This is a genomic window from Microcoleus sp. A003_D6 (assembly GCF_036702825.1).
In the GTDB taxonomy this organism is placed as follows: Bacteria; Cyanobacteriota; Cyanobacteriia; order Cyanobacteriales; family Microcoleaceae; genus Microcoleus.
This window is the reverse complement of record NZ_JAUBWA010000039.1, coordinates 30,588-52,307: the sequence shown is the minus strand read 5'-3', so window position 1 is coordinate 52,307 and position 21,720 is coordinate 30,588. Positions and strand designations below refer to the sequence as shown.

Below are 21,720 nucleotides of genomic sequence, written 5' to 3'. Positions count from 1 at the left end.
GACATCACACCCCTGCAATCTCTGACTAATTTGACTAAGCTGTATCTCTCCAACAATCAAATATCAGACATCACACCACTGCAATCTCTGACTAATTTGACTCATCTGTATCTGTACGGCAATCAAATATCAGACATCACACCCTTGCAATCTCTAACTAATTTGACTGATCTGAATCTGTACGGCAATCAAATATCAGACATCACACCCCTGCAATCTCTGACTAATTTGACTTCTCTGCATCTCTCCAACAATCAAATATCAGACATCACACCCCTGCAATCTCTGACTAATTTGACTTCTCTGCATCTCTCCAACAATCAAATATCAGACATCACACCCCTGCAATCTCTGACTAATTTGGCTTATCTGAATGTAAATTTTAAACCTGAACATAAGGCTCTAATCGAAGCGTGTCGTCAAAAGTGGGGAACTCTCGCCAACTCTACCAAACCCATCTCTAACCCCAAAGCCGCAGCCGCCGTTAAGTCTGTCTGCGAGATCCTGGGTTTAAAAGCCTCTGAAATAACTTTTTGCAGTAGCCCCAACGGCGGGGTAGCACAAATACCGCTGAAAAGATCCAATGACACTGATTTGATAAAGCGACTTACAAAACGGGTAAAAGATGCGCTGCACCCCTTTTTCTTAACAGAATTGCGGCAAGAACTTTCGGAGTTAAGTATATGGGAGGAACAGCTAGAACAACAATTGAATGGAAACTTTTTAGACTATCGGAAATATTCAAAGTCAATATTTACTCCGAAATACTTGGTTGAGGCTCTCGCTGTTGCTGAATTATGTGTTTCTGGCTTCGGTATTGTTCTCAAACCAGAAGCACAGAAAGTTTTTGAATGCCTGAACCAGCTTTTAGCAGAATGCGGCTGGATTATTTTGTTAGATGATACCTGTATTGTGTGTTCGCGCCCAATCAAACTATCCCTCGACAGCGAGTACCGCCTCCATGCAGAAGGGGAACCTGCACTGGAATTTCCCGACGGTTACAAAATCTATTCCTACTACGGTGTAACATTACCTGAAAAATACGGACAAATTCACCCCAATCTGTGGCAAGCACAATGGCTTTTAGCAGAAAAAAATGCTGAATTAAGACGAGTATTAATTCAGGGAATTGGTTATGCTAGAATTTGCTCCGAACTGCAAGCAACAGAGTTAGATTGCTGGAAAGAATACACGCTGCTCAAAATTGATGCTGATATTGATGGCTTCGATCCTGATGATTTCGAGGACGATGATGATGCTCCGAAAAAAGAAGATATTTATTTGTTAAAAATGATTTGTCCGAGCACCGGACACATTCATGCTTTGCGAGTGCCGCCTGATGTGCGATCGGCTAAAGAGGCAATTCGCTGGGTAAATTGGGACATCGATCCAGAGGAGTTTGGAGTGCAAACCTGAAAGCGAAAAAGCAGAAACACGGGAAGCTTAGATTATTTGTTCTTTAGGATTATTTCAGGAGAGATGATTTATGGTAGTAGCAGCAAAGTCAACGATTTCTCTGGCAGAGTTTTTGCAGTTGCCAGAAACTAAACCCGCAAGCGAATACACAGACGGTCAAATCTATCAAAAACCTATGCCGCAAGGAAAACATAGCAAACTTCAAGATGAACTACTGTCAGCAATTAATCAGCTAGGAAAGCCTGCCAAATTAGCTCATGCTTTTCCAGAATTGCGCTGTACGTTTGGGGGGCGATCGATCGTTCCCGATATCGCTGTTTTTGAATGGTCTCGCATTCCCGTTGATGAAGATGGAGAAATTGCCAACCGCTTTGAAATTGCACCGGATTGGATAATTGAAATTATATCACCAGACCAATCTCCAAATAAGGTGATTAAAAAAATACTTTTTTCGATTCAACATGGCACTAAATTGGGTTGGTTTGCAGATCCGAGCGATAAATCAGTCATAGTTTTTCAGCCGAATCAAATACCTGAATTTAAATCTGGCACGGATATTTTACCTGTTCTTGGCGTGTTGGAAGATTGGCAATTATCCGCAGCCGATTTATTTAATTGGTTGAAAATAAGTTGATTGAAAGTTATATCTTGTACTTGTTGCAACAGTGATTAATCCATCAAACACGAATCACTACCCCACCCTGTGCCACTTCAAAAGGTGGAATGCACAAACCATCAATTTAGCAAAAACACTTAATAACATGAAGAAGAAGCCCACCCTCGATCGAAGGTGGGCTCAGTTCATGCCAGCTTACCGACAGCTAGGCAATCGGGTCTCTTCGTTGGTAGACGTAAAAGTTGAGAAAAAGATCCGGATGGTCAGGAAAATTTTATAAAAGGTCGTCGGAAAGCGAAAAACTCAGCGGCTTCAGCCCGCTCGATGAAAGCGACACGGGCGGTTTTAACCGCCGTGAATCTTTCTTAATTCTTAACATTTTTGGTGTTGTAAAAAAGACAAAAGGCTTTATACTAAATATTGGGATGGATACACAGGGGAAACCCTGGGAAGCAAATGCCTACCATTCATTAAAGGTACGCGGGGACTCCACGAAACCAAGGACTAAAAACCCTTAAACGCTTGAGGAGCTAGTTGAAAGACTAGGATAGCAGCCCACCATTTTTTGGCAAAAGGATTGCGCCCAGGAACCCTAGCAATAGGGATATTAAGAACGAAATTTCTTAAGAATCTCAGTCGCTTCAGCGCTGAGAGTGTCAATGCCAACAGTTAAGCTTCAGTTAACCCAAAAACATTAGGGAAACCTTGCGCCCAGCAATATTCCCATAAAAATGGGGAATACTGGAGCTTCAATTGTCCAATATTCCCCATTTTTTAACTCGCATTTCCCAACCGATTAAGCATCGTCATCGTGAGCAAAGCGGCGGAACAGGAAGTCTAGAGCGTAGTTCCGCAAATTGTAGTATTCTGGATCTTCCATGATTTGCACCCGATCGCGCGGGCGAGGAAACGGAATCTCCAAAACTTCGCCGACAGTCGCCGACGGGCCGTTAGTCATCATCACCAGGCGATCGGCCAAAAACAGCGCTTCATCAATATCGTGAGTAATCATCAACACCGTACAGCGGTGATCGTTCCAGATTTTCAGCAATTCTTCCTGCAATTCCTCCTTAGTAATTGCGTCGAGAGCACCGAAAGGTTCGTCTAAAATCAGCACTTTCGGGCGAATTGCCAAAGCGCGGGCGATCGAAACCCGCTGCTTCATCCCCCCAGAAATTTGGGGAGGTCTTTTCTCAGCAGCTTCAGTCAATCCCACCATCGCCAAATGCTCGTTGACGATCGCATTTTTTTCGACCTTCGACTTATTCGGAAATACAGCATTCACAGCTATATAAACATTTTCAAACACCGTCCGCCAAGGCAGCAAAGCATAGCCCTGAAACACTACCATGCGATCGGGGCCCGGCTTCGTAATCCGCTGCCCGTTAATCGTCACGGTGCCTTCAGTCGGATGGCTAAAACCGGACACCATATTTAACAGTGTTGACTTGCCACAACCCGAGTGTCCGATCAGAGTAATAAACTCTCCCTCAGCTACAGTCAAGTTAACGTTTTCTAAAGCTCTGTAACCGTTTGGGTATGATTTATAAACATTGTCAATTACCAAAAAAGGTTTCCGGCGATCCTTTCCTTTGTTGTCTTGCTTTTTGGTATCAGTCTGGTTAGTAGTGGTTTTGAGCATGATTTTGGAACTTGTTAGTGGGTTATTGGCGAAGGAAGTTCGGCAACGGATTCTGTAACGGATGTAACGGATGTAACGGATGGAATCAGGAAGTTAGCAATTAGCAATTACCCTGTTTTCATGCAACTAAAAATCGGTCTAAGCAGCTCTGCGGCCGGAATCGAGGATAACTTCTGCCATCGTGAAATCGCGTTTAATTTCCAGATTGTTGAGATAGCCGATCGGATCGTCAGCATTAAACACCGAACCGTCAAACAAGCGGAGAGAACCGCGATTGTAAGTAATATCCGACATCCCCAACTCTCGCGCCGCCGTGCTGAACGCGCCGACTCGCACCACCCGTTCCAGAATTTCCACCCAGTTGCGCGGGAACACAGTATCGCCCCAGCGCGCCATCTGCACCATGTGCCAAAGTTGTTCGGTGCGGCTCGGACGGTTCACCCCGTCTCCGCAGAACAAGTGGTGGGCGTATTCCCGCATCGGAGTATCCAGGTTGCAAGCAGAAGAACTGGGATCGCCGAGTTGGATGTAACTCTTGTCGGTGGCGACATACTCCCGTCCCGCGACAATTTCCGAAACTTCTTCGGCGTGATTTGGATCGGCGCAATAGTGAGAAGCTTCTAGCAAAGCTTTGACCAGAGCAATGTGAGTGTTGGGATAAGCATTTGCCCAGTCTTCCCGAACCCCCAGAATTTTCGCGGGGTGTCCCGGCCACAGTTCCAAATCTGTAGCCACCGTAAAGCCGACTCCTTCCATCGAGGCCCGCAAATTCCAAGGCTCGCCGACGCAGAAACCGTCAATAGTGCCGCCCTGCAAGTCCACGATCATCTGAGCCGGTGGGATATTTTTCAGGGAGACATCGCGATCGGGGTCAATGCCGCCGGAAGCCAGCCAGTAGCGCAGCAGCAGGTTGTGCATCGAAGAAGGGTGAACGATGCCCATACGGTGCGTTTGCGCGGGCGTTCTCTGGAGCATTTTTTTAAAGTCTGCCAGAGTGTAGATCCCTTGGTCGTAAAAGCGCCTCGCGAGGGTAATTCCGTTGCCGTTGCGGCTCATGGTGAGGGCTGTAACCGTCGGTATCGGCTTCTCTTGGTGGCCCCCCAAGCTCAACCACATCGCCATTCCAGAAGGCATTTGAGCTGCGTCTAAGTAACCTGCGGCGATGCCGTCTACGATGCCGCGCCAGCTTGTTTCCCGCACGAGGTGCACTTCATCGAGGCCGTGCTTGGCAAACAAGCCTTTTTCTTTGGCGATGGCTAGGGGAGCGCAGGCTGCTAGGGGAATAAAGCCGAGTTCGAGGTTGACTTTTTCTAGGCCGTGGCGGGCGATCGCGGGTACTTTCCGCGCCCGCAGTTTTTTCACCCGTTTCTGCTGGTTGAGGAAGTAAATCATTTCGCTCCGCAGAGCGTAGTAGCTGGGGTGCGAGACTACTTCCATCCGCTTGCGGGGGCGGGGGATGTCTACTTCGAGAATCCCGCCAATCTTCGATTCCGGGCCGTTGGTGAGCATGACGATGCGATCGCTCAGCAGCACGGCCTCATCCACGTCGTGAGTTACCATCAGGGCGCTGATTTCGTACTCTTGGCAAATTTCCATCAACTTCTCTTGCAAGTTGCCGCGAGTCAGAGCGTCCAAAGCGCCGAAGGGTTCGTCTAAGAGTAACAGTTTGGGACGCAGGGCGAGAGCGCGGGCGATCGCCACGCGCTGTTTTTGTCCCCCCGATAGCAGTGCGGGCTGTTTCTCCGAGTGAGGGCCCAAGCCTACCATGTCGATGTGTTTTTGAATGATTTCGAGCCGATCGGCTTTGGGTAAGCCTTTCATCACCGAGTCTACAGCTAGAGTAATGTTTTCCCTCACCGTCCGCCAAGGCAGCAGCGAATAGTTTTGGAACACTACCATGCGATCGGGCCCGGGTTTGGTGATTCTTTGTCCTTCGATCGTCACCAACCCTTCTGTCGGCAAATCCAAACCTGCGACCATATTTAGCAGCGTAGATTTGCCGCAGCCGGAGTGTCCGATTAAGGAGATAAATTCGCCTTTTTTTATTTCTAGATCGATGCCTTTGAGGGCAACATATTTGCCACCGTCGGATAGATTAAAGACTTTTTCGAGTTGTTCTACTGCAATCAAAACAGACATGATTTTCTTGCCTTTTTTGTAGGTTTGTTATTTCGATAGATAATGTCGCTTTTACTCAAATCTCGATCCCCCTGGCATCCCCCTTAATAATAAGGGGGACTTTGACTGCACTCTTGTCCCCCCCTTATTAAGGGGGGTTAGGGGGGATCGAGACTTGGCTGCAAACAAGAGAGACGATCGGGTTTAATGCTAAGTTGTCACGCCTTGGGCAGAGCCTGGAAGTAACTCACAAATCAAAACTACTTTCCTTGACTAGGAGCAATCTTTTGCTGCAACCAAGCCATCAGCCGATCGAGCAGCAAACCAACGGCCCCTATGTAAACTACAGCTAACAAAATTTCGCTGATGTAGTTTTGCTGGTAAGCATTCCAAATAAAGAAGCCGATACCCGTAATCCCCGACATCACAATTTCCGCTGCAATAATCGCCAGCCAAGCTAGCCCGATCGCAATTCTCAATCCTGTGAAGATGTAAGGCAGCGCCGAGGGGAACAAGATATTGAGGTAGTATTCCTTCCGAGAAAGTTGCAGCACTTTTGCAACGTTGTTATAGTCGTCAGGAATTTGGCGCACACCTTCAGCCGTGTTGATTAAAATCGGCCAAACTGAAGTAATAAAAATCACGAACAAAGCAGCAGGTTCGTTTTGTTGCAGTGCAGCCAGGGCGATCGGCACCCAAGCCAAAGGCGCCACCATCCGCAAAAACTGAAAAATCGGGTCTAAAGCCTTATTTAGAAAAGGATTTGTACCTACCACAACCCCCATGCTAATTCCCACGATCGCGGCGAGAGTGTAGCCTTTTGCCACCCGTTCCAAACTAGCCAAAGTCTGCCAAAATAAGCCGACTCCGTAGGTTTTGGAGTTCATGAAAGGATACATCAACAAGATCCGCGTCCGTTCATCAGTCCAAACGCTAGTCGGCCCCGGCAATTTGATAATTCCAGAACTCGACAAAAATTGCCAAACTAACAGAAATCCAATTAATCCCAAGATTGGCGGCAAGATATTTTGGGAATTTTTCTTCCAAAATTCGCCAAAAGCTCCTTGGACATCGACTCCGCCTCTCCGACTTGTACTTACAGCCATCCTGCTAATTTCCTATGTTTCTGCTGTTTATTTTCGAGACTAAATTATGGGAAGGTAAGACCCATCACACTTTTTTAATTGCCAAACTCTTGAGATAAGCTTCTGGCTGTTCCGGGTTGAATTCTGTGCCATCAAAGAACTTCTCAACGCCGCGAGACGTACTTGCGGGAATGTCAGCATCAGAAACTCCGGCTAATTTAGCTGCTTTCTTCCAGATATCTTCGCGGTTGACTTTATCGATAATTTCTTTCTTATCTGCCAAGGTTTTTGTCGGCAAGAAACCCCAGCGCACGCTTTCGGTTAAGAACCATAAATCGTGACTCTTGTAGGGATAGGAAACGTTGCCAATGGCGTCTTTCCAGTACAGCGGACTACTCTTGAAGTCGTTGATGTCTGGTTTGCCGTCGCCCATGACATACTTGCCTTCATAGGGAGGCGTCAAAACGGTGGGAGATACGTCAAAGAAATTTTTGCCAGAAACAATGGCGACCAATTCGGCTCGATGTTCGGGCTTGTCGCACCACTGCTGGGCTTCAATTAGTCCTGCGAGTAAGGCTTCGGTGGCTTTGGGGTGTTTGTCTACCCAGTCGCCGCGAATTGCTAGATATTCCTCTGGGTGATCTTTCCAGATTTCGGCAGTCAGGGCGGACATGAAGCCGATGTTTTCTTTGACAATCCGCAGCGGCCAGGGGTCGCCGGTGCTGAAACCGTCCATGCTTCCGGTTTTCATGTTGGCGACAGTTTGGGCGGCCGGTACTGTTAGCAGTTCGACATCTGCGTCGGGATTGATGCCGTTAGCTGCCAGCCAGTAGCGAATCCACAAGTCTTGGTTAACTTTGGGAAAAGTGTAGGCTGCTTTGAAGGGCGTGCCTGCTTGTTTGAGGCCTTTGATGTAGTCTTGGGCCGCTCGATCTAGTTTAAGTCCGAGGCCTTTGCCTTGGTGTTTGCCCGCGATCGCAATTCCATTTCCCTGAGTGTTCAACTGCGCGAGAACATACATCGGGATTTGGACGCTGTTTTTGGTAATTAGGCCTTTACTTATTAGATAAGGCATCGGCATTTGCCACTGGCCGCCGTCAATGCCGCCGCCGGCCGATCCGATTTCTACGTTATCTCGGGCCGAGCCCCAGTTTGCTTGCTTGGCAACTGTTACCTCTGTCATGCCGTATTTGGCAAAAAAGCCTTTTTCTTGGGCAATGATTAAAGGTGCTGCTTCGACGATCGGGATGTATCCCAAGGTGATTTTGGTGCTTTCAATTCCTTCGACTCTTTTCTCGTTGGCAACAGCCATTACTGAGGTAGCGGCGGGTATTGCGCCGTCAGCACCGGCAGTTGCACCGGGTTCTGGGGGATTTCCCAAACAGCCTTTTAGCAGTATTGAACTGACAGCAGATGCACCTGCTGTAACGATAAATTTGCGCCGGGAAAATCGATCGGAAAATTTTGTCATAGTCTAGCCTCGCTGCAATTCATAATCTTCTGTAACGACATCACTGAAGTTTATCAATGCGCTTTTTTGCTGTTCGCTAATGGGGTTTAGCGAACTGTTTTGAGCGCAGGTTGGCAGGAGGGAGCAAAAGATTTATCGCTAGCATAAGTCTTTAAACTATCCCTGCTGATTTGACTTTTTTGATTAAATCGATCTTGCGATCGACCGAGTTGTGTGAACTCACTTTTTGCGAGCCGCACGTTTCCTTGACTTGATAATTAACTCTACCGTACTCTTGCGGAAATTCTAAAACAATTATTAAATTTGATTGATAAGTAAATCTTTTAGGAGGACGCTATCGATAACGAACCGTTGGGAAGGGCGATCGGGTTTGCTTATCAAAACAGGTTCAAACCAAGACTTCCTGGGTAAGGCTTGTAGCGAATGGCGATCGGGGGCAAGCCCAATCTATTGTCAATAAGCTGCAAATATCGCAGCCACCTCACATTTACTTTGTTAATATATGTCTATTTTTTTAAGGTCGGGGGTAATTAGGGCCTAATATGCACAAACAATTACTATGTGGTGATTTTGCCGTTTTCAGATGGGTAGTATTGAAATAGGAAATTGATACTCTTGGCTCTCTCATAGACGAGGATGCTTGAAGAGTGAGGGAAGTGACGGCAAAAGATCCGGATCGAAGCGGTTGGGCCTGCACACAAGATGCGGTTGCTGCGCCCATAGGAGTGTTTGACGGGTTAACTAAGTGAGGCGATCGCAGGTGATGCAAGTAGATAAGCTGTGTTGCATCTAGATTGCCTATGGTATTAGAGAGGGAGAGGGGGAGAAGGGGATCGGGGGAGAGGATTTGACGATTTTCGATCGGGACTCGAAATATACAATTTAAATGCACAACAGCTTACAAGAAAAGGGAAGGATAAACACTTCCCTTTTCGATCATTACCGGCGATCGCGAAAATTATGCTTGGAGACACAGAATGACTACCAGATTTTTGACCCGATCGCAGCAACAAGCACGCAGAAACCGAGCGCTCTGCGAAAATAATTAACGCCTTCAAATATTTCCAGCCACGCCCAGGTAAACAAGGAGCCAAAAGCTACTGCGTCTAACCCTGTATGGATTTTGCCTGTTGTGAAAATCAGTTCGAGTAAACTCGCTGCAAACCAGAGAATAAGCGGTGGGTTTGGTGGCTCAGCTAAAACGATTTCGCCATCGCTGTCGCGGAAGATTTTATCAAATGCTGTTGCTGTATTTGTCATTACTTTAAATAGTTCGTGCTTTTTACTTTAGTTTAATAAGCCCAACATTCTCTCTATCTTTTTGTTGATTAACTAAAACTTATACAACACGCGCGCGATCGCGAACCGTGGCGAAAACATAATTGCTAGAAATGGGCAACGGTTAGTGCATCACTCACCAATTGCGATCGTCCGTGCTGGCTATGTATGCGATCGCTCCCCACTGTGCACCAGCCAATCTCGTACTACCGTCGCCACGCCTTGGTAGAAGGGACTTGTACCGCTGCCCTGGAACCCGATCGCGAGTTGAAGACGACCTCAGTTATACAATTCCCATGCACCCGCATTTGATATAAAACAGAGAAACCCGGTTTCTTCAAGAAACCGGGTTTCTGAACAGCCGAAATTATACCATTTCTCTAAAATCGTGCAACACTCTTCGACCCCCCTAGCCCCCCGCTGCATTGCGGGGGGAACAAGAATACTGTTGCATTCTTTTTTAAAATTGGTATTGCTAATGGCAGTACCTACAAGTTCGATTAGTTGGGCGGGTCAAAGCGGTTGACCCAGAGAGCAACACCGATCATCGGTAGCGCAACTCCGAAACAAATCAGCCACTGATCCAGATTCATCGGAGCCGTCTCAAATATGCGATTGACAAACGGAGAATTAGCAAAGATGATCTGCAAAATCACCGCCAGGACAATTCCCACACCGAGGGCGGGAGCGCCGCTCACTTCTTCCTTAGAACCGCTAAACTTAGCAATCAAAGAAGGCAACAACTGGCTGAGACTCAACAGGTAAAAAATTCTCCCCATTACCAAAGCTTGAATCGCCATCGTGCGGGCCAGTGCCAAAGTTCCCCAATCTGCTTGGCGCACCCATTCAAACATTCCGAAAATCAGAGTCCAGTTGTAAAGAGAAATAGCGATGATCCGCTTGATCCGATTTCCGGTGAGAAAAGGTTCGTTTACCGGTCGGGGCTGCTGTTTCATGACTCCCGCTGACTTGGGCTCAAAAGCCAACGGTACAGTCATGGTGATCGAGTTGAGCATATTCAGCCAGAGAATTTGTAGCGACAAAATCGGCAATTCTCTGCCCAACAAAGTGCTGAGCAAAATTGTCATCGATTCTCCGCCGTTGACTGGGAGAATGAAGCTGATTGCTTTGAGCAGATTTTTGTAAACAGATCGCCCTTCTTCGACAGCAGATTCGATCGACGCAAAGTTATCATCAGTCAGAATCATGTCCGCGGCTTCCTTAGAAACCTCCGTACCGCTGCCCATCGCAATCCCGATATCCGCTTGTTTCAGCGCCGGCGCGTCGTTAACGCCGTCTCCCGTCATCGCCACAATTTCGCCTTTTTGCTGCAAAGCTTCTACGAGGCGGAGTTTTTGTTCTGGGGCGACGCGGGCAAAAACTGAGCCGGCTTCTACAGCTTCGCCGAGTTCCTGCTTGCTCATGGAGGCGAGCTCGGCGCCGGTGTAGGCTACAAGTTCTCTGTTATGTTTAGTTTTGCGGAATCCCATGCGGCGGGCGATCGCCTTGGCTGTAGCAATGTGGTCGCCGGTAATCATTTTGACTTGGATGCCGGCGGTTTGACAAGCTTGGACGGCTGCGATCGCTTCTGCCCGCGGCGGGTCAATCATGCCTTGCAGTCCCAAGAAAATCAGCCCCGACTCCAAATCCGAGTGATCGACGGAATTTTGGCTTTGGGGTACTGGCTTTTTCGCTAAAGCCAAGACGCGCAAGCCTTGCTTTGCCATTTCATCAACTTGATGGTGAATTTGTTCGCGATCAACTTCTACCGGATTTCCTTGGGTATCGAGACTGGAACCGCAGCGACTCAAAACTGATTCTACGGAACCTTTGACGTACAAAATTTTGCCAGTGGGAGTTCGGTGCAGCGTTGCCATGTATTGAAACTGAGATTCAAAGGGAATTGAATCCAGCCGCTGCATTGACTCGGACAAAACTTGCTGGCTCAATTCAGCTTTTTTGCCAACAGCAATTAACGCTCCTTCTGTCGGATCTCCGACGACTATCCAATTATCGTCTTTGAATTCCAAGTGAGAGTCGTTGCAAAGGAGTCCAGCTTGCAAACATTCTTGCAAAGTTGGAGTTTGGCTGACAGTAATTGGCAGTTGGTTGAGTTGAATTTCACCTTCGGGGCTGTATCCCGTACCCGTAACCGAGTAGGATTCGCCGCCAGAATAGATTTCTTGCACCGTCATTTGGTTTTCCGTCAAAGTTCCGGTTTTGTCGGAACAGATGACTGTAGCGCCGCCGAGGGTTTCTACTGCGGGCAATTTGCGGACGATCGCGTGGCGATTTGCCATCCGGGAAACGCCTACGGCTAGGGTGACGGTGATGACGGCGGGTAAGCCTTCGGGAATTGCGCCGACAATCAGGGCGACTGCGGGTTCGACTGCTTCTTTAAAGGCTGAAACTCCCCCAGGGACTGGCCGCCCCAATCTCACTGCGAAGGTCAAGGTTGCCATTCCCAGCACGAATAACAGCCAGTTTTGACTGAATTGGTTGAATTTGCGGGTGAGGGGGGTGGTGAGGTCGATGTGGCGATCTAATAGTTGGGAGATTTTGCCGGTTTCGGTTTTATTGGCGATCGCAATTACGATGCCGCTACCTTGGCCAAAAGTGACAAAACTGCCGGCATAGGCCATGTTATCCCGTTCTGCTAGTGGCGTTTCTTGTGGCAGAACCAAGTCTCCCGATTGTCCTAATTCTTTTTCGACAGCAACTGATTCCCCGGTGAGTCCCGATTCGTCGATTTGCAAGTCGCGCACTTTCACTAAGCGCAAGTCTGCGGGTACTTTGTCGCCGGAAGTCAGCATTACTAAGTCGCCGACAACGAGTTCTTTGGAGGGAATTCTTAATTTTTTGCCGCCCCGAATGACTGTGGCTTCGGTGGTGACAGCTTGGGCTAGGGCTTCAATTTTTTTCTCGGCTCCAGCTTCTTGGATGAAACTAATAGTAGCGTTGGTGGTTGTTACGCCCCAAATTACGCTAGCGTTTAGCCATTCTCCGATCGCTGCTTTGATTAAACCTGCACTCAGCAAGATGATCAGGAGGGGTTGGTTAAATTGCAGGATGAATTTTAACCAGGCTGGTTTCCCTGCTTTAACCGTTAGTTCGTTGGGCCCGAATTTCTGTTGGCGATGGTTGGCTTCTGTCGGTTCTAAACCGCTTTCCAGGTTGGTTTCTAAGATAGTTGCAACCTTGGATATTTCTAGGTAGTGCCAATATTGCTCTGCTACGTCTACATCGTTGGCGGATCTTGATGGCATGATTCTTCCTGAATATTGGGGGTGTGTGAGGAGCTTCGATCGCTCCTTAATAGGCACGCTCAATACAACTCATCGCTCGTTGGAGCGTGAATATATTGAGCGGCTTAATTGTTTGTTGATTACTTTAAGCTGTTCTGCATTTAAATTGTATGTGAAAAAACAATCAAACTCTTGTGGGGAGTAGGGGTTGGGCGTCTCACCCGCCCTGAATATACAATTTAAATGCGCGACAGCTTAACGGGGTGTGACTTACGTCTATATTACAACGGATGTGGCCGTTTGTGGCAAGAGATGTGGGGAATTTTTTCCGGCGCTAAATTTTTGTTTGGGACTTGGTGGCTAAGGTGGGGAAAGGTCGATCGAATCCCTTGACATTTGGCAAATTTTAGGTGTGGTTAAAGAAAGGTACGACACGGAAGTCACGGATACACGGATTCATTATTGAGCAGGAGTCAGGAGTTATCGATCGCATAAATGTTACAACCTAGTTAAGCAACAAAATTCTGAGCCTATGGAAATACTTGTGACGCTGGTGCTGGGTTCGGTGCTGTTTGTCTGGGGAATGCGCGGAGGAAAGGTGTTAGTTCGATCGGGAGTGACGGCTAACGATTTGTTTAAGGGCAGAAATTCGATCGCCCTGCTGTTTTTGGGTTTTTATATTGGCTTGCTGCTACTGGCTCTAAATCTGCCTCAAATGCCGGCTTTGCCGATCGAGTGGCGCTTTCACGGGATGCAAGTGACTTGGACTTTGCTCAGAGTGATGCTGATGGGAATCTGCGGTATTGGCTTTACTGTAAGCTGGCAGACGGCGCGATCGCAAGTAATTGCAGTAATCTTAATCGGCTTGCTGGGATTGGGCGGATTTACCGGCGCTGAAGCCTATTTTCTGGCACCAATTTACGCTGATTTAGTTGACAATTTGCAGCCAAACGGTGTTTTTCGGCAAACTTCTAACAGTAGCTGTGCGCCGGCTGCGCTAGCAACAGCATTGAGGCGTTGGGGAATGGATGCGACGGAATCGAGTGTAGCGCGTTTAGCGGGCACGAGTCGTTTGGGAACTTCGATGCCGCAGTTAATTGTAGCAGCAAGAGCTTTGGGAGTCAATGCAGCAGAACTGGCGCCGACTTGGGAGCAAATTCAGCAAATTAATCGCCCCGGAGTGCTAGCAGTTTGGCTGTTTGACGGCCCTCGGAAGCTACCGCACGCGGTGGCTTTGCTGGGAATGAATGACAGTATTGCTGCAATTGGAGACCCGGCGCGGGGCAGGATTTTCTATTTAGACAGGGCAACTTTTGCCCAGATTTGGCGGGAGGAATACGTGCCGATTTTCCGTTCAGCGGATATCTTGTTAAGCGATCGGCAAGCGATTGATTATTTGAGTAAGTTGGGATATAATTCTGGTAATTTGCAAGCAGATACCGAGCGCTTTCAAAAAGATAAAAAAGTAAAAGTCAGTGGTAAGTTAGACCGGATGACTGAGTTGATGTTGAGCGGCCCTTTCTTGGAGGGCGTACCGAGATTAGATGGGAAATAAGCAAGGAAACGTAGGGCGGGTTTTACCAACCATAAAAGCCAAAAATTGCTCGTCTCAAAAACCCGCCCCCACCAAACCGAAAAATCAAAATGTAAATTTAAAAAACCGTAGTAGCGGGTTTTACCAACCATAAAAGCCAAAAATTGCTCGTCTCAAAAACCCGCCCCACCCAACCGAAAATCAAAATGTATATTCTTTGCATTTAATCAGGTCAATGTTGATATAGATTTTTGGTGGAGGGCGGGTTTGTTGAGATTTTGGACACGCATTAAATATTATTCGTAAAACCCGCCCCTACGAAATTTTATATTTTATATTTGATAATTTTCTGTAAGGCGCGCAATCCGCACCATACTACTTAGAAATATCGGGCAAAATATCCATTAACTGAGTAGATTTAACAACATTCATTCCCGCCGCCGCAAATCTTTGAAAAGCCGCATCTGCTTGTTCCGTAAAATCAACAACACCCGGAACAACGACAGGCGAAGTACAATCTTCCAACAAATAAACCTTCTTGGCCAACTGCGAATCTCGCGCCAAAATTTCCGTTAGCAAATCATCAATCGTCCAAGCAACGCAGTGACTTTTGGCTTGTCCGGCAATAATTACTGCATCAAATTCGAGCAATTTATCAATAAACTTAGCATTCTTTTGAGCAATAGAAACCCCATCAGGTCCATCTAAGACTTCGGGCCGCAAAACAGAATAGTTTTCTGTTAGTGGATTACCACCTTTGATTTCAAAAAGTGCTTGGCTGTTGCGGGCGATGCCGTGGAAAAATATTGCTTCTTCAACAGCGGAAACTAGGGCGTGTCCGATGCCACCTAACATTGAGTGATACGGCCAAATTGTCAGGGGATATTTGCCATTTTCACTAAGTTTATTGACGTAGTGGAGGCTGTGTTTTTCCAGTGCTGAAAAGTTGCCGCCGGCGATGCTATCGGCAACGGCTGGATTAACTTTCCATAGGCCTTTTTGTACATCTTCTAGTGTAATGGAAGTTGCGGCCGGTTGCGGGTGTTCGCCTGCTTCGTTTATCCAAAAGATTGGATGAAAAATTTGCATGGCGGTGTGGGTGTCCATTGTGGGCGCAATGGCTGTAATTAAGTTTAAATTGCGGTAGATAAATTCGCACAGCCGCAGGTTGTCGTCTACTGCACCGCTACCGGAACGCCCGCCGACAAATAGTTCAAATTCTGGCAGGCAAAAGGTATTTTGAGCGTCGATTATCATCAAACAAATGCGGTTTTTGTCGCTTGCGGCTGGCTGGATACTGTGCTGTTTAGCCCAGTTTTTAGCCTCGGTAGCGCGTTCTTGGTAGGGTACTCGCCAGACTTCGCCTACTTTTTTGGTGTCGAAATGATTGGGGAGTGGAAGTTGGGTTTTTGGTGTCATGACGATAGCTTTTGGGTTAGTTTACAGTAATATTTTAAGTTTGGAGTATAATGCTGATAAATATTTGCGAGTAAATCATGACCAAAGAACGAATCCAAGATTATGCTAAGGTAAAATTTAAACGCATAGTGTTGTTTTTTTCGATCGCACTTTTGCTCGCTCTCTTAATTGTAGCAACTAGATCTGCCTACGTTCAAGATGTTTTGAGAACTCTGTTAATGCGGATCGAGGATTTAGGGTGGTGGGGGCCAGTGGCTTTTGTAGCTACTTACAACTTGGCTACTGTGCTGTTTGTACCGGGTTCGGTACTGACGCTGGGAGGGGGGGCGATTTTTGGTTTGTGGTGGGGTTCGGTTTACGTCTTTGCGGCTTCCACTTTAGGTGCTGTATTTGCTTTTGCGATCGGGCGCTATTTGTGCCGCGATCGCGTGGTAAAATATATGGAAACTTACCCAAAGTTTAAAACGCTCGATCGCGCAGTTTCCCAACAAGGATTAAAAATAGTTTTTTTGACCCGCCTCTGTCCTTTATTTCCTTTCAATTTATTGAATTACGCTTTGGGAATTACTCAGGTTTCTTTAAAAGATTACGTGTTAGGTTCCTCGGGCATGATACCGGGAATTGTTATGTACGTTTACTCAGGTTCTTTGGTGGGAAATATTGCTGCGATCTGTACAATAAATCAGCCGGCAAATCCGCAAGCAGAAGCAGTAAAATGGTTGATTAATATCATCAGTTTGACGGCGGCTGTCGCCGTCACTTTCTTGCTCTCTAGTATTGCTCGCAAGGCTTTAGATGAAACTATTTAATTAGGATAATTTTCTAATGTCGCACTCAAAAGTCGATCGCGTAACTGTCCCCCCGATGGACGAACACAACCAAAAATTAGTCTCCTATTTACATCCGCCCGATTGGGTGAATCCGCAGCCGGCTAACAGTTATAATTTAGTAGTAATTGGCGCCGGGCCAGCCGGATTAATTGTGGCTGCGGGTGCGGCAGGTTTGGGCGCAAAAGTTGCTTTAATTGAAAAACATTTAATGGGCGGCGACTGTTTGAATGTCGGTTGCGTACCCTCAAAAGCTTTAATTCGATCTGCCCGCGCTGTCGGCGATATTTGGAAGGCTAGTAAATTTGGCGTTAATGTTTCTAACGGTGTAGAAGTTGATTTCCCCGCAGTTATGGAAAGAATGCGCCGCATCAGGGCGGGAATCAGCGATGTTGATTCTGTTCAACGCTACCAGCACAAATTAGGAGTCGATGTTTTCTTAGGTTCCGGTTGTTTTACTAGCAATAATACCATAGAAGTTGCAGGTCAAACTCTCCGCTTTAAAAAAGCAGTAATCGCCACAGGTGCAAGGGCGCTACAACCGCAAATTACCGGTTTACAAGAAGCTGGATATCTGACAAACGAAACTGTATTTAATCTGACAGAAAGACCGCAACGTTTGGCAGTAATTGGCGCAGGGCCGATCGGCTGCGAATTGGCTCAAGCCTTTCGGCGGCTGGGTTCGGAAGTCGTGTTGCTGCACAAAAATGCTCAGATTTTGGACAAGGAAGATGTCGATGCTGCTAAAATCGTGCAGCAGGCTTTTGTACGCGAAGAAATTCAACTAATACTAGAATCCCAAATAGAGCGCGTTGAGAAAACAAATTTAGGCAAAGTAATTTATTATAAATCTCAAGGTAAGGAAGCATCGGTAACAGTAGATGAAATTATTGTGAGTACAGGCCGATCGCCCAACGTGGAAGGATTGAATCTGGAGGCGATCGGCGTAGAATACGATACACAAAAAGGCGTATTTGTCAACGACAACTTACAAACTACTAATCCCCGCATTTATGCCGCCGGCGATATCTGCATGACCCACAAATTTACTCACGCTGCTGATTTTGCCGCGAGGATGGTTATTCAAAACACTCTATTTTTCGGGCGCAAAAAGCTCAGCGCTTTGACGATACCTTGGTGTACTTACACAGATCCGGAAATTGCGCGCGTCGGATTGGGCGATCGCGAGGCTAAGGAAAAAGGCATTGATATCGATACATTTTTAATTCCTTTCAGTCAGGTCGATCGGGCAATTATTGACGGCAAAGAGGAAGGATTTGTAAAAATTCACGTCAAGAAAGGCAGCGACAAAATATTAGGTGCAACTATTGTAGCGCGACACGCTGGGGAGATGATAAGCGAGATTAGTTTGGCAATGGTTAACAATATTGGTTTGGGAAAGATTGCTAGCACAATTCACCCGTATCCGACGCAAGCTGAGGCAATTCGGAAAGCGGGAGATGCTTACAATCGCACTCGTTTGACTCCGTTTGTGAAAAATTTGTTTAACCGCTGGCTGGCTTGGACGCGATAAGTAAATAATTAATTGTGGAACAGGCATCTTGCCGGTTCATTAGACCTCTTGCAAAAATAACTAGGACGGGCAAGATGCCCATCCCACAAAATTTTTTTTCTTGTGGAATGGGCCGGAGAGCCCGTTCCAGAATTTGATTAAAAGGATTTTTGCAAGAGGTCTATTATCGGCTTTTATGGGCGGCGTCGAAGCAACGGCCCACAATAAAATTCACTCTTTGTGGAACAGGCATCTTGCCTGTTCATAAAAAAGCTGCAAAATGAGGTGTGTTTTTTTATGCTTCTGTTTCTGTTTCTGTTTCCAATCCAACATTTTCATACAAAAGTGCGATCGGCAAATCAAACCCAATACTTGATAAAGTTACAATCTCCCCAGCAGTGTAAGAATAGTAAAGCCACATTCTGCCCTCTCCCCGACAGTAACGCTCAACAAAAATCTTTTGTGAATCAATCAAGATATACTCTTGCAAAGTCGGAATTTTCAGGTAACAAGTGAATTTTTCATCCCGATCTTTAGCACTTGTACTGGGGGAAAGAACTTCCACAATGATTTTAGGATTCTGAATGAATGTGCGGGAATTTATGTCTTGAGGGTCGCAACTGACTATCACATCAGGGTAGTAGTAACGGCTTTGAAAACTGACTTGCAATTTCACGTCTGACACGTTCATCCGACAGCCTGTGGAACGCAGATGCGGGTACAAGTTCCTGTAAAAGTTGAGTGCAAGATCGTTATGAGGAATTGTACTGCCTGTCATGGCAAAAACTTCGCCGTTGACATATTCGTGGCGAATCTCTTGTTGAGCTTCCCATTCGAGATATTCCTCAACGGTCATTTTTTGGGGTGTTTGGGGAATGGCTATCATAACAAAATGTTTGTCAATGTTACTTTGATTATAGCATTAGAGCTAGTGCAGCCTCACCGGCACTCAATTGACTAATCAATTAAATTCAATCTATCTTCATAACCCCGCATTATCTTCTGTAATACGTGCCTTAACCTTTCAAAATCAGCGTCTTCTAAGGAGAAAGTAATTGCAACCTCATCGCATTCTAGAAGAGTTATAGTATCGGAACCAAAGCGAACAGTAAATCGAGCGCGACTAAGAGTAACAAAATCGATGCCTGCATCTTCTGTCCAGTATTCATCGTCCAATTCTGCATAGATGTTTTTTCTGTTAGGAACAGTCTCTGCTTCCGAGCCTTCTTTTCGTGTCAGGATGAAATAATGTTCGCCCCCTTCTGCTTCAGAAAAAGCGATGTATAAGTTGTCTTCAATAGCCTCAAAGCAAGGAGCAAAAAAATCAGTTTTCATAATTTTAAAAATCCCCTTCATCTACTTGGAATACCGTCAATCCCAACGACCGCCACATATCAACAACTTGCTGGCGATCGTCCAACACAAACTTAACATTATATTTCCCTGCAATATGCCGCCGATAGATTTCATCTTTAATAATCGAATCCTTCCTCATATCTCCGGTTTTCCGCATATAAAGGCTGGCATAATTAACCTCGTACTGCTGCAACCATTTTTTAGTTTGAGGCTGACAGTCATCTGTTCGGCCCGACACTACAATAATATGGGCGCTAGACTGCCACTTGCGGACAGTATCTAAGACGGGCTGATTCGGTAAATCGCGATCGCACGTAGAAGCATCAAAAGGATTTCTGCCGTTGAGAAGCGCTAATGTACCGTCCATATCCACAAGAATTGCATCCGGCAAATCAGGATTATATTCCGGTGGCTGAACGGGAACACGTACATACTTATTGTACATCTTCATTATCACATCTTTGCCCACCGAATTAAGTCTTTTTAAATCCCGTTTAATACACTCCTCAACCGGAACTTCCAGGAAAGAATCATTAACTTCAACGATAGCTTTACCCTTAACCAACTCCTTGATATGCTGGATGTGAGGACCGAAATTAGTATCGTCAACAATGACGTGCTTGCCGCTTTCCAAAGCCATCAAAATAATCGTATCTCTCAACTGCAAAATAAACTTTTCATTCGCGGGCGACCAATGAGAAGCATGAGCCATTTCTCTGAGCAAATCTTTATTGCTCCGCACCCACTTTGCAGGTTCAGACAGCAGCAATTCCCTAGCAAATTGAGATTTTCCAGAAGCAGGTAAACCGACAAGTACAATAACTCTTTTCATGGTAATTGGTAATGACTAATGGGGGAATTGGTAATTGGACATTGGTAATTGGGCATTGGGCATTGTTTAAATACTTACCTTTTCATTCCATCCGTTACATCCGTTACATCCGTTACATCCCGTACATTGCTCGTTGCCGAACTTCCCTCTTCCTTAAACATCTGCCTCACGCTCGATAATTAATCCGTGTATCCGTGTCAAAATCCGTGTAGTGCCTTCTTCTACAATCCTAAATGGATGTAATCTAAACCCAACAACTCCTCTATTTTATGAATAGTAACATCGCGGAGAGCTTCTTTCACTCCCGCAACTCTTCGGCCCCGCAAAGAAAACAAAATCCCCGAATACGGCAAATGTTTCACAGCTAAAGCAAAATCTTTCTGCACTTCGATATGTTCGTGCTGTCGGTAAACCTCCTCGATTTCTTGAACCAAAGATTGATATTTGTCCTTAACTTTTTGATACAACTCACTCCACTCAGGAAAATAAGCTAAAAACTCTTCTCCTTCATTAGTCAAAACAATCTCGATCATCCTGCGCGTAGAAAACCCTTCGCGGAGGTGGGAAATCGCGACATATTGCGGAGACTTTACTTTAACTCGGTTGAAATTAGCATCGCAGATAATATACCCTTCCGAATCCATCGGCTCTAAATGCTGAGCGGCTTCGATAACTTCTTTCCAGCTAGTTAAAGCATAGGATGCGACCAATTCCCATCCGTATTTATTTGCCCAAATACTCGGGTCGGTTTCTAGCAGCGTTTGAGTGTTGCGAACCCCGTGCAGCACGATTTGATTGTTTTGTTGCTGGACAACTATTCTATTGTAAGGCGTCATCAACTCAAAAATAAAACACTGGTCGGTTTCTTGTGGTAATTGATATCCCAATTCTTGCCAGACTTTCCAAAAAAGTTCGGCAAAGCTGAATCCAAAACCGTTAACTTCGCCCGCGGCATCGGGAGTGCCGCTAGATTGCACTCTCCATTCTCCCTTGTAAAAATACAGTACAGTCAGAGAACCGTCTAGTTTTTCGTAGACTTTGGCATGACTCCAATCAATTGCAGCGGCGTGGCCTTCTCCGTAATTAAAAAATTTGTCGTAGGGATAAGAAACTATCTGCCAATCTTGAGATGAATCTAAAATAATGCCTCGGCACTGCTGGACTATTTTTTCGCCCAGCGGGGATTCTATCTGCGAGTATTTCAGACATACTAGATCGGGATATTGGCGGTGGCGGGTAACTTTGATATGATAAGTTTCGGATAAAGTTTCCAATCCCTGCTGGCGTAAATACTCTTGCAGTTCCACGTTATATTCCTAAATTTGTCTCTTTTTCTATTTTATCTGTAACTGCATATTTTAGGGATTT

General features: G+C 46.2%; 16 protein-coding genes. 5 read left to right on the top strand and 11 right to left on the bottom strand.

All coding sequences use genetic code 11. From position 1 onward, the window contains the following. Nucleotides 1–1,416 (top strand): leucine-rich repeat domain-containing protein (locus tag QUB70_RS13145; RefSeq protein WP_332980893.1); only part of this gene is annotated, 1,416 nt, incomplete at its 5' end. Nucleotides 1,417–1,486: 70 nt separating this feature from the next. Continuing rightward, on the top strand, nucleotides 1,487–2,050 hold the full coding sequence (locus QUB70_RS13140) for a Uma2 family endonuclease (RefSeq protein WP_332980892.1): 564 nt from the start codon (nucleotides 1,487–1,489) through the stop codon (nucleotides 2,048–2,050). A 778-nt stretch (nucleotides 2,051–2,828) separates the two neighbouring features. Here the strand turns inward: QUB70_RS13140 and QUB70_RS13135 are convergent. The 6 genes from QUB70_RS13135 to QUB70_RS13110 all read right to left on the bottom strand — a co-directional run bounded on the left by QUB70_RS13135 (nucleotide 2,829) and on the right by QUB70_RS13110 (nucleotide 12,892). Further along, entirely contained in the window at nucleotides 2,829–3,674 is an 846-nt protein-coding gene (locus QUB70_RS13135) for a nitrate ABC transporter ATP-binding protein (RefSeq protein WP_332980890.1), read from the bottom strand. Between the two features lie 138 nt (nucleotides 3,675–3,812). Beyond that, nucleotides 3,813–5,813 (bottom strand): ABC transporter ATP-binding/substrate-binding protein, encoded by a 2,001-nt coding sequence (locus QUB70_RS13130; protein ID WP_332980889.1) that lies wholly within the window; start codon nucleotides 5,811–5,813, stop codon nucleotides 3,813–3,815. Between the two features lie 239 nt (nucleotides 5,814–6,052). Then, nucleotides 6,053–6,898 (bottom strand): nitrate ABC transporter permease, encoded by an 846-nt coding sequence (ntrB, locus tag QUB70_RS13125; protein WP_332980886.1) that lies wholly within the window; start codon nucleotides 6,896–6,898, stop codon nucleotides 6,053–6,055. Between the two features lie 64 nt (nucleotides 6,899–6,962). Further along, the gene (locus QUB70_RS13120) at nucleotides 6,963–8,348 is read right to left on the bottom strand and encodes a CmpA/NrtA family ABC transporter substrate-binding protein (protein ID WP_332980884.1); all 1,386 of its coding nucleotides are present in this window, start codon (nucleotides 8,346–8,348) and stop codon (nucleotides 6,963–6,965) included. Between the two features lie 981 nt (nucleotides 8,349–9,329). Beyond that, complete coding sequence (locus QUB70_RS13115; RefSeq protein WP_332980883.1) at nucleotides 9,330–9,608, bottom strand: hypothetical protein; 279 nt, start codon at nucleotides 9,606–9,608, stop codon at nucleotides 9,330–9,332. A 518-nt stretch (nucleotides 9,609–10,126) separates the two neighbouring features. Next, complete coding sequence (locus tag QUB70_RS13110; protein WP_332980882.1) at nucleotides 10,127–12,892, bottom strand: HAD-IC family P-type ATPase; 2,766 nt, start codon at nucleotides 12,890–12,892, stop codon at nucleotides 10,127–10,129. Nucleotides 12,893–13,403: 511 nt separating this feature from the next. Between QUB70_RS13110 and QUB70_RS13105 the strand changes: the two genes are divergently transcribed. Further along, on the top strand, nucleotides 13,404–14,426 hold the full coding sequence (locus QUB70_RS13105) for a cysteine peptidase family C39 domain-containing protein (protein WP_332980881.1): 1,023 nt from the start codon (nucleotides 13,404–13,406) through the stop codon (nucleotides 14,424–14,426). Nucleotides 14,427–14,780: 354 nt separating this feature from the next. Here the strand turns inward: QUB70_RS13105 and QUB70_RS13100 are convergent, their stop codons facing one another. Beyond that, nucleotides 14,781–15,824, bottom strand: coding sequence for an isochorismatase (locus tag QUB70_RS13100; RefSeq protein ID WP_332980879.1), 1,044 nt, complete (start codon nucleotides 15,822–15,824; stop codon nucleotides 14,781–14,783). A gap of 77 nt (nucleotides 15,825–15,901) precedes the next feature. On the opposite strand from QUB70_RS13100, the gene QUB70_RS13095 reads away from it, so the two are divergent. Further along, nucleotides 15,902–16,633: a TVP38/TMEM64 family protein gene (locus QUB70_RS13095; RefSeq protein ID WP_332980876.1), complete on the top strand. Its 732-nt coding sequence runs from the start codon at nucleotides 15,902–15,904 to the stop codon at nucleotides 16,631–16,633. 16 nt (nucleotides 16,634–16,649) lie between these two features. After that, nucleotides 16,650–18,185: a mercuric reductase gene (locus tag QUB70_RS13090; RefSeq protein ID WP_332980873.1), complete on the top strand. Its 1,536-nt coding sequence runs from the start codon at nucleotides 16,650–16,652 to the stop codon at nucleotides 18,183–18,185. Nucleotides 18,186–18,459: 274 nt separating this feature from the next. Here the strand turns inward: QUB70_RS13090 and QUB70_RS13085 are convergent, their stop codons facing one another. The 4 genes from QUB70_RS13085 to QUB70_RS13070 all read right to left on the bottom strand — a co-directional run bounded on the left by QUB70_RS13085 (nucleotide 18,460) and on the right by QUB70_RS13070 (nucleotide 21,659). Next, nucleotides 18,460–19,050 (bottom strand): Uma2 family endonuclease, encoded by a 591-nt coding sequence (locus tag QUB70_RS13085; protein WP_332980872.1) that lies wholly within the window; start codon nucleotides 19,048–19,050, stop codon nucleotides 18,460–18,462. A gap of 71 nt (nucleotides 19,051–19,121) precedes the next feature. Further along, nucleotides 19,122–19,499: a hypothetical protein gene (locus tag QUB70_RS13080; RefSeq protein WP_332980871.1), complete on the bottom strand. Its 378-nt coding sequence runs from the start codon at nucleotides 19,497–19,499 to the stop codon at nucleotides 19,122–19,124. 4 nt (nucleotides 19,500–19,503) lie between these two features. Beyond that, nucleotides 19,504–20,352 carry a phosphatase domain-containing protein gene (locus QUB70_RS13075; protein WP_332980869.1) on the bottom strand — a complete coding sequence of 283 codons (849 nt, stop codon included), beginning with the start codon at nucleotides 20,350–20,352 and terminating at the stop codon, nucleotides 19,504–19,506. 221 nt (nucleotides 20,353–20,573) lie between these two features. After that, the gene (locus QUB70_RS13070; protein ID WP_332980867.1) at nucleotides 20,574–21,659 is read right to left on the bottom strand and encodes a T4 RnlA family RNA ligase; all 1,086 of its coding nucleotides are present in this window, start codon (nucleotides 21,657–21,659) and stop codon (nucleotides 20,574–20,576) included. Nucleotides 21,660–21,720 lie beyond the last annotated feature (61 nt).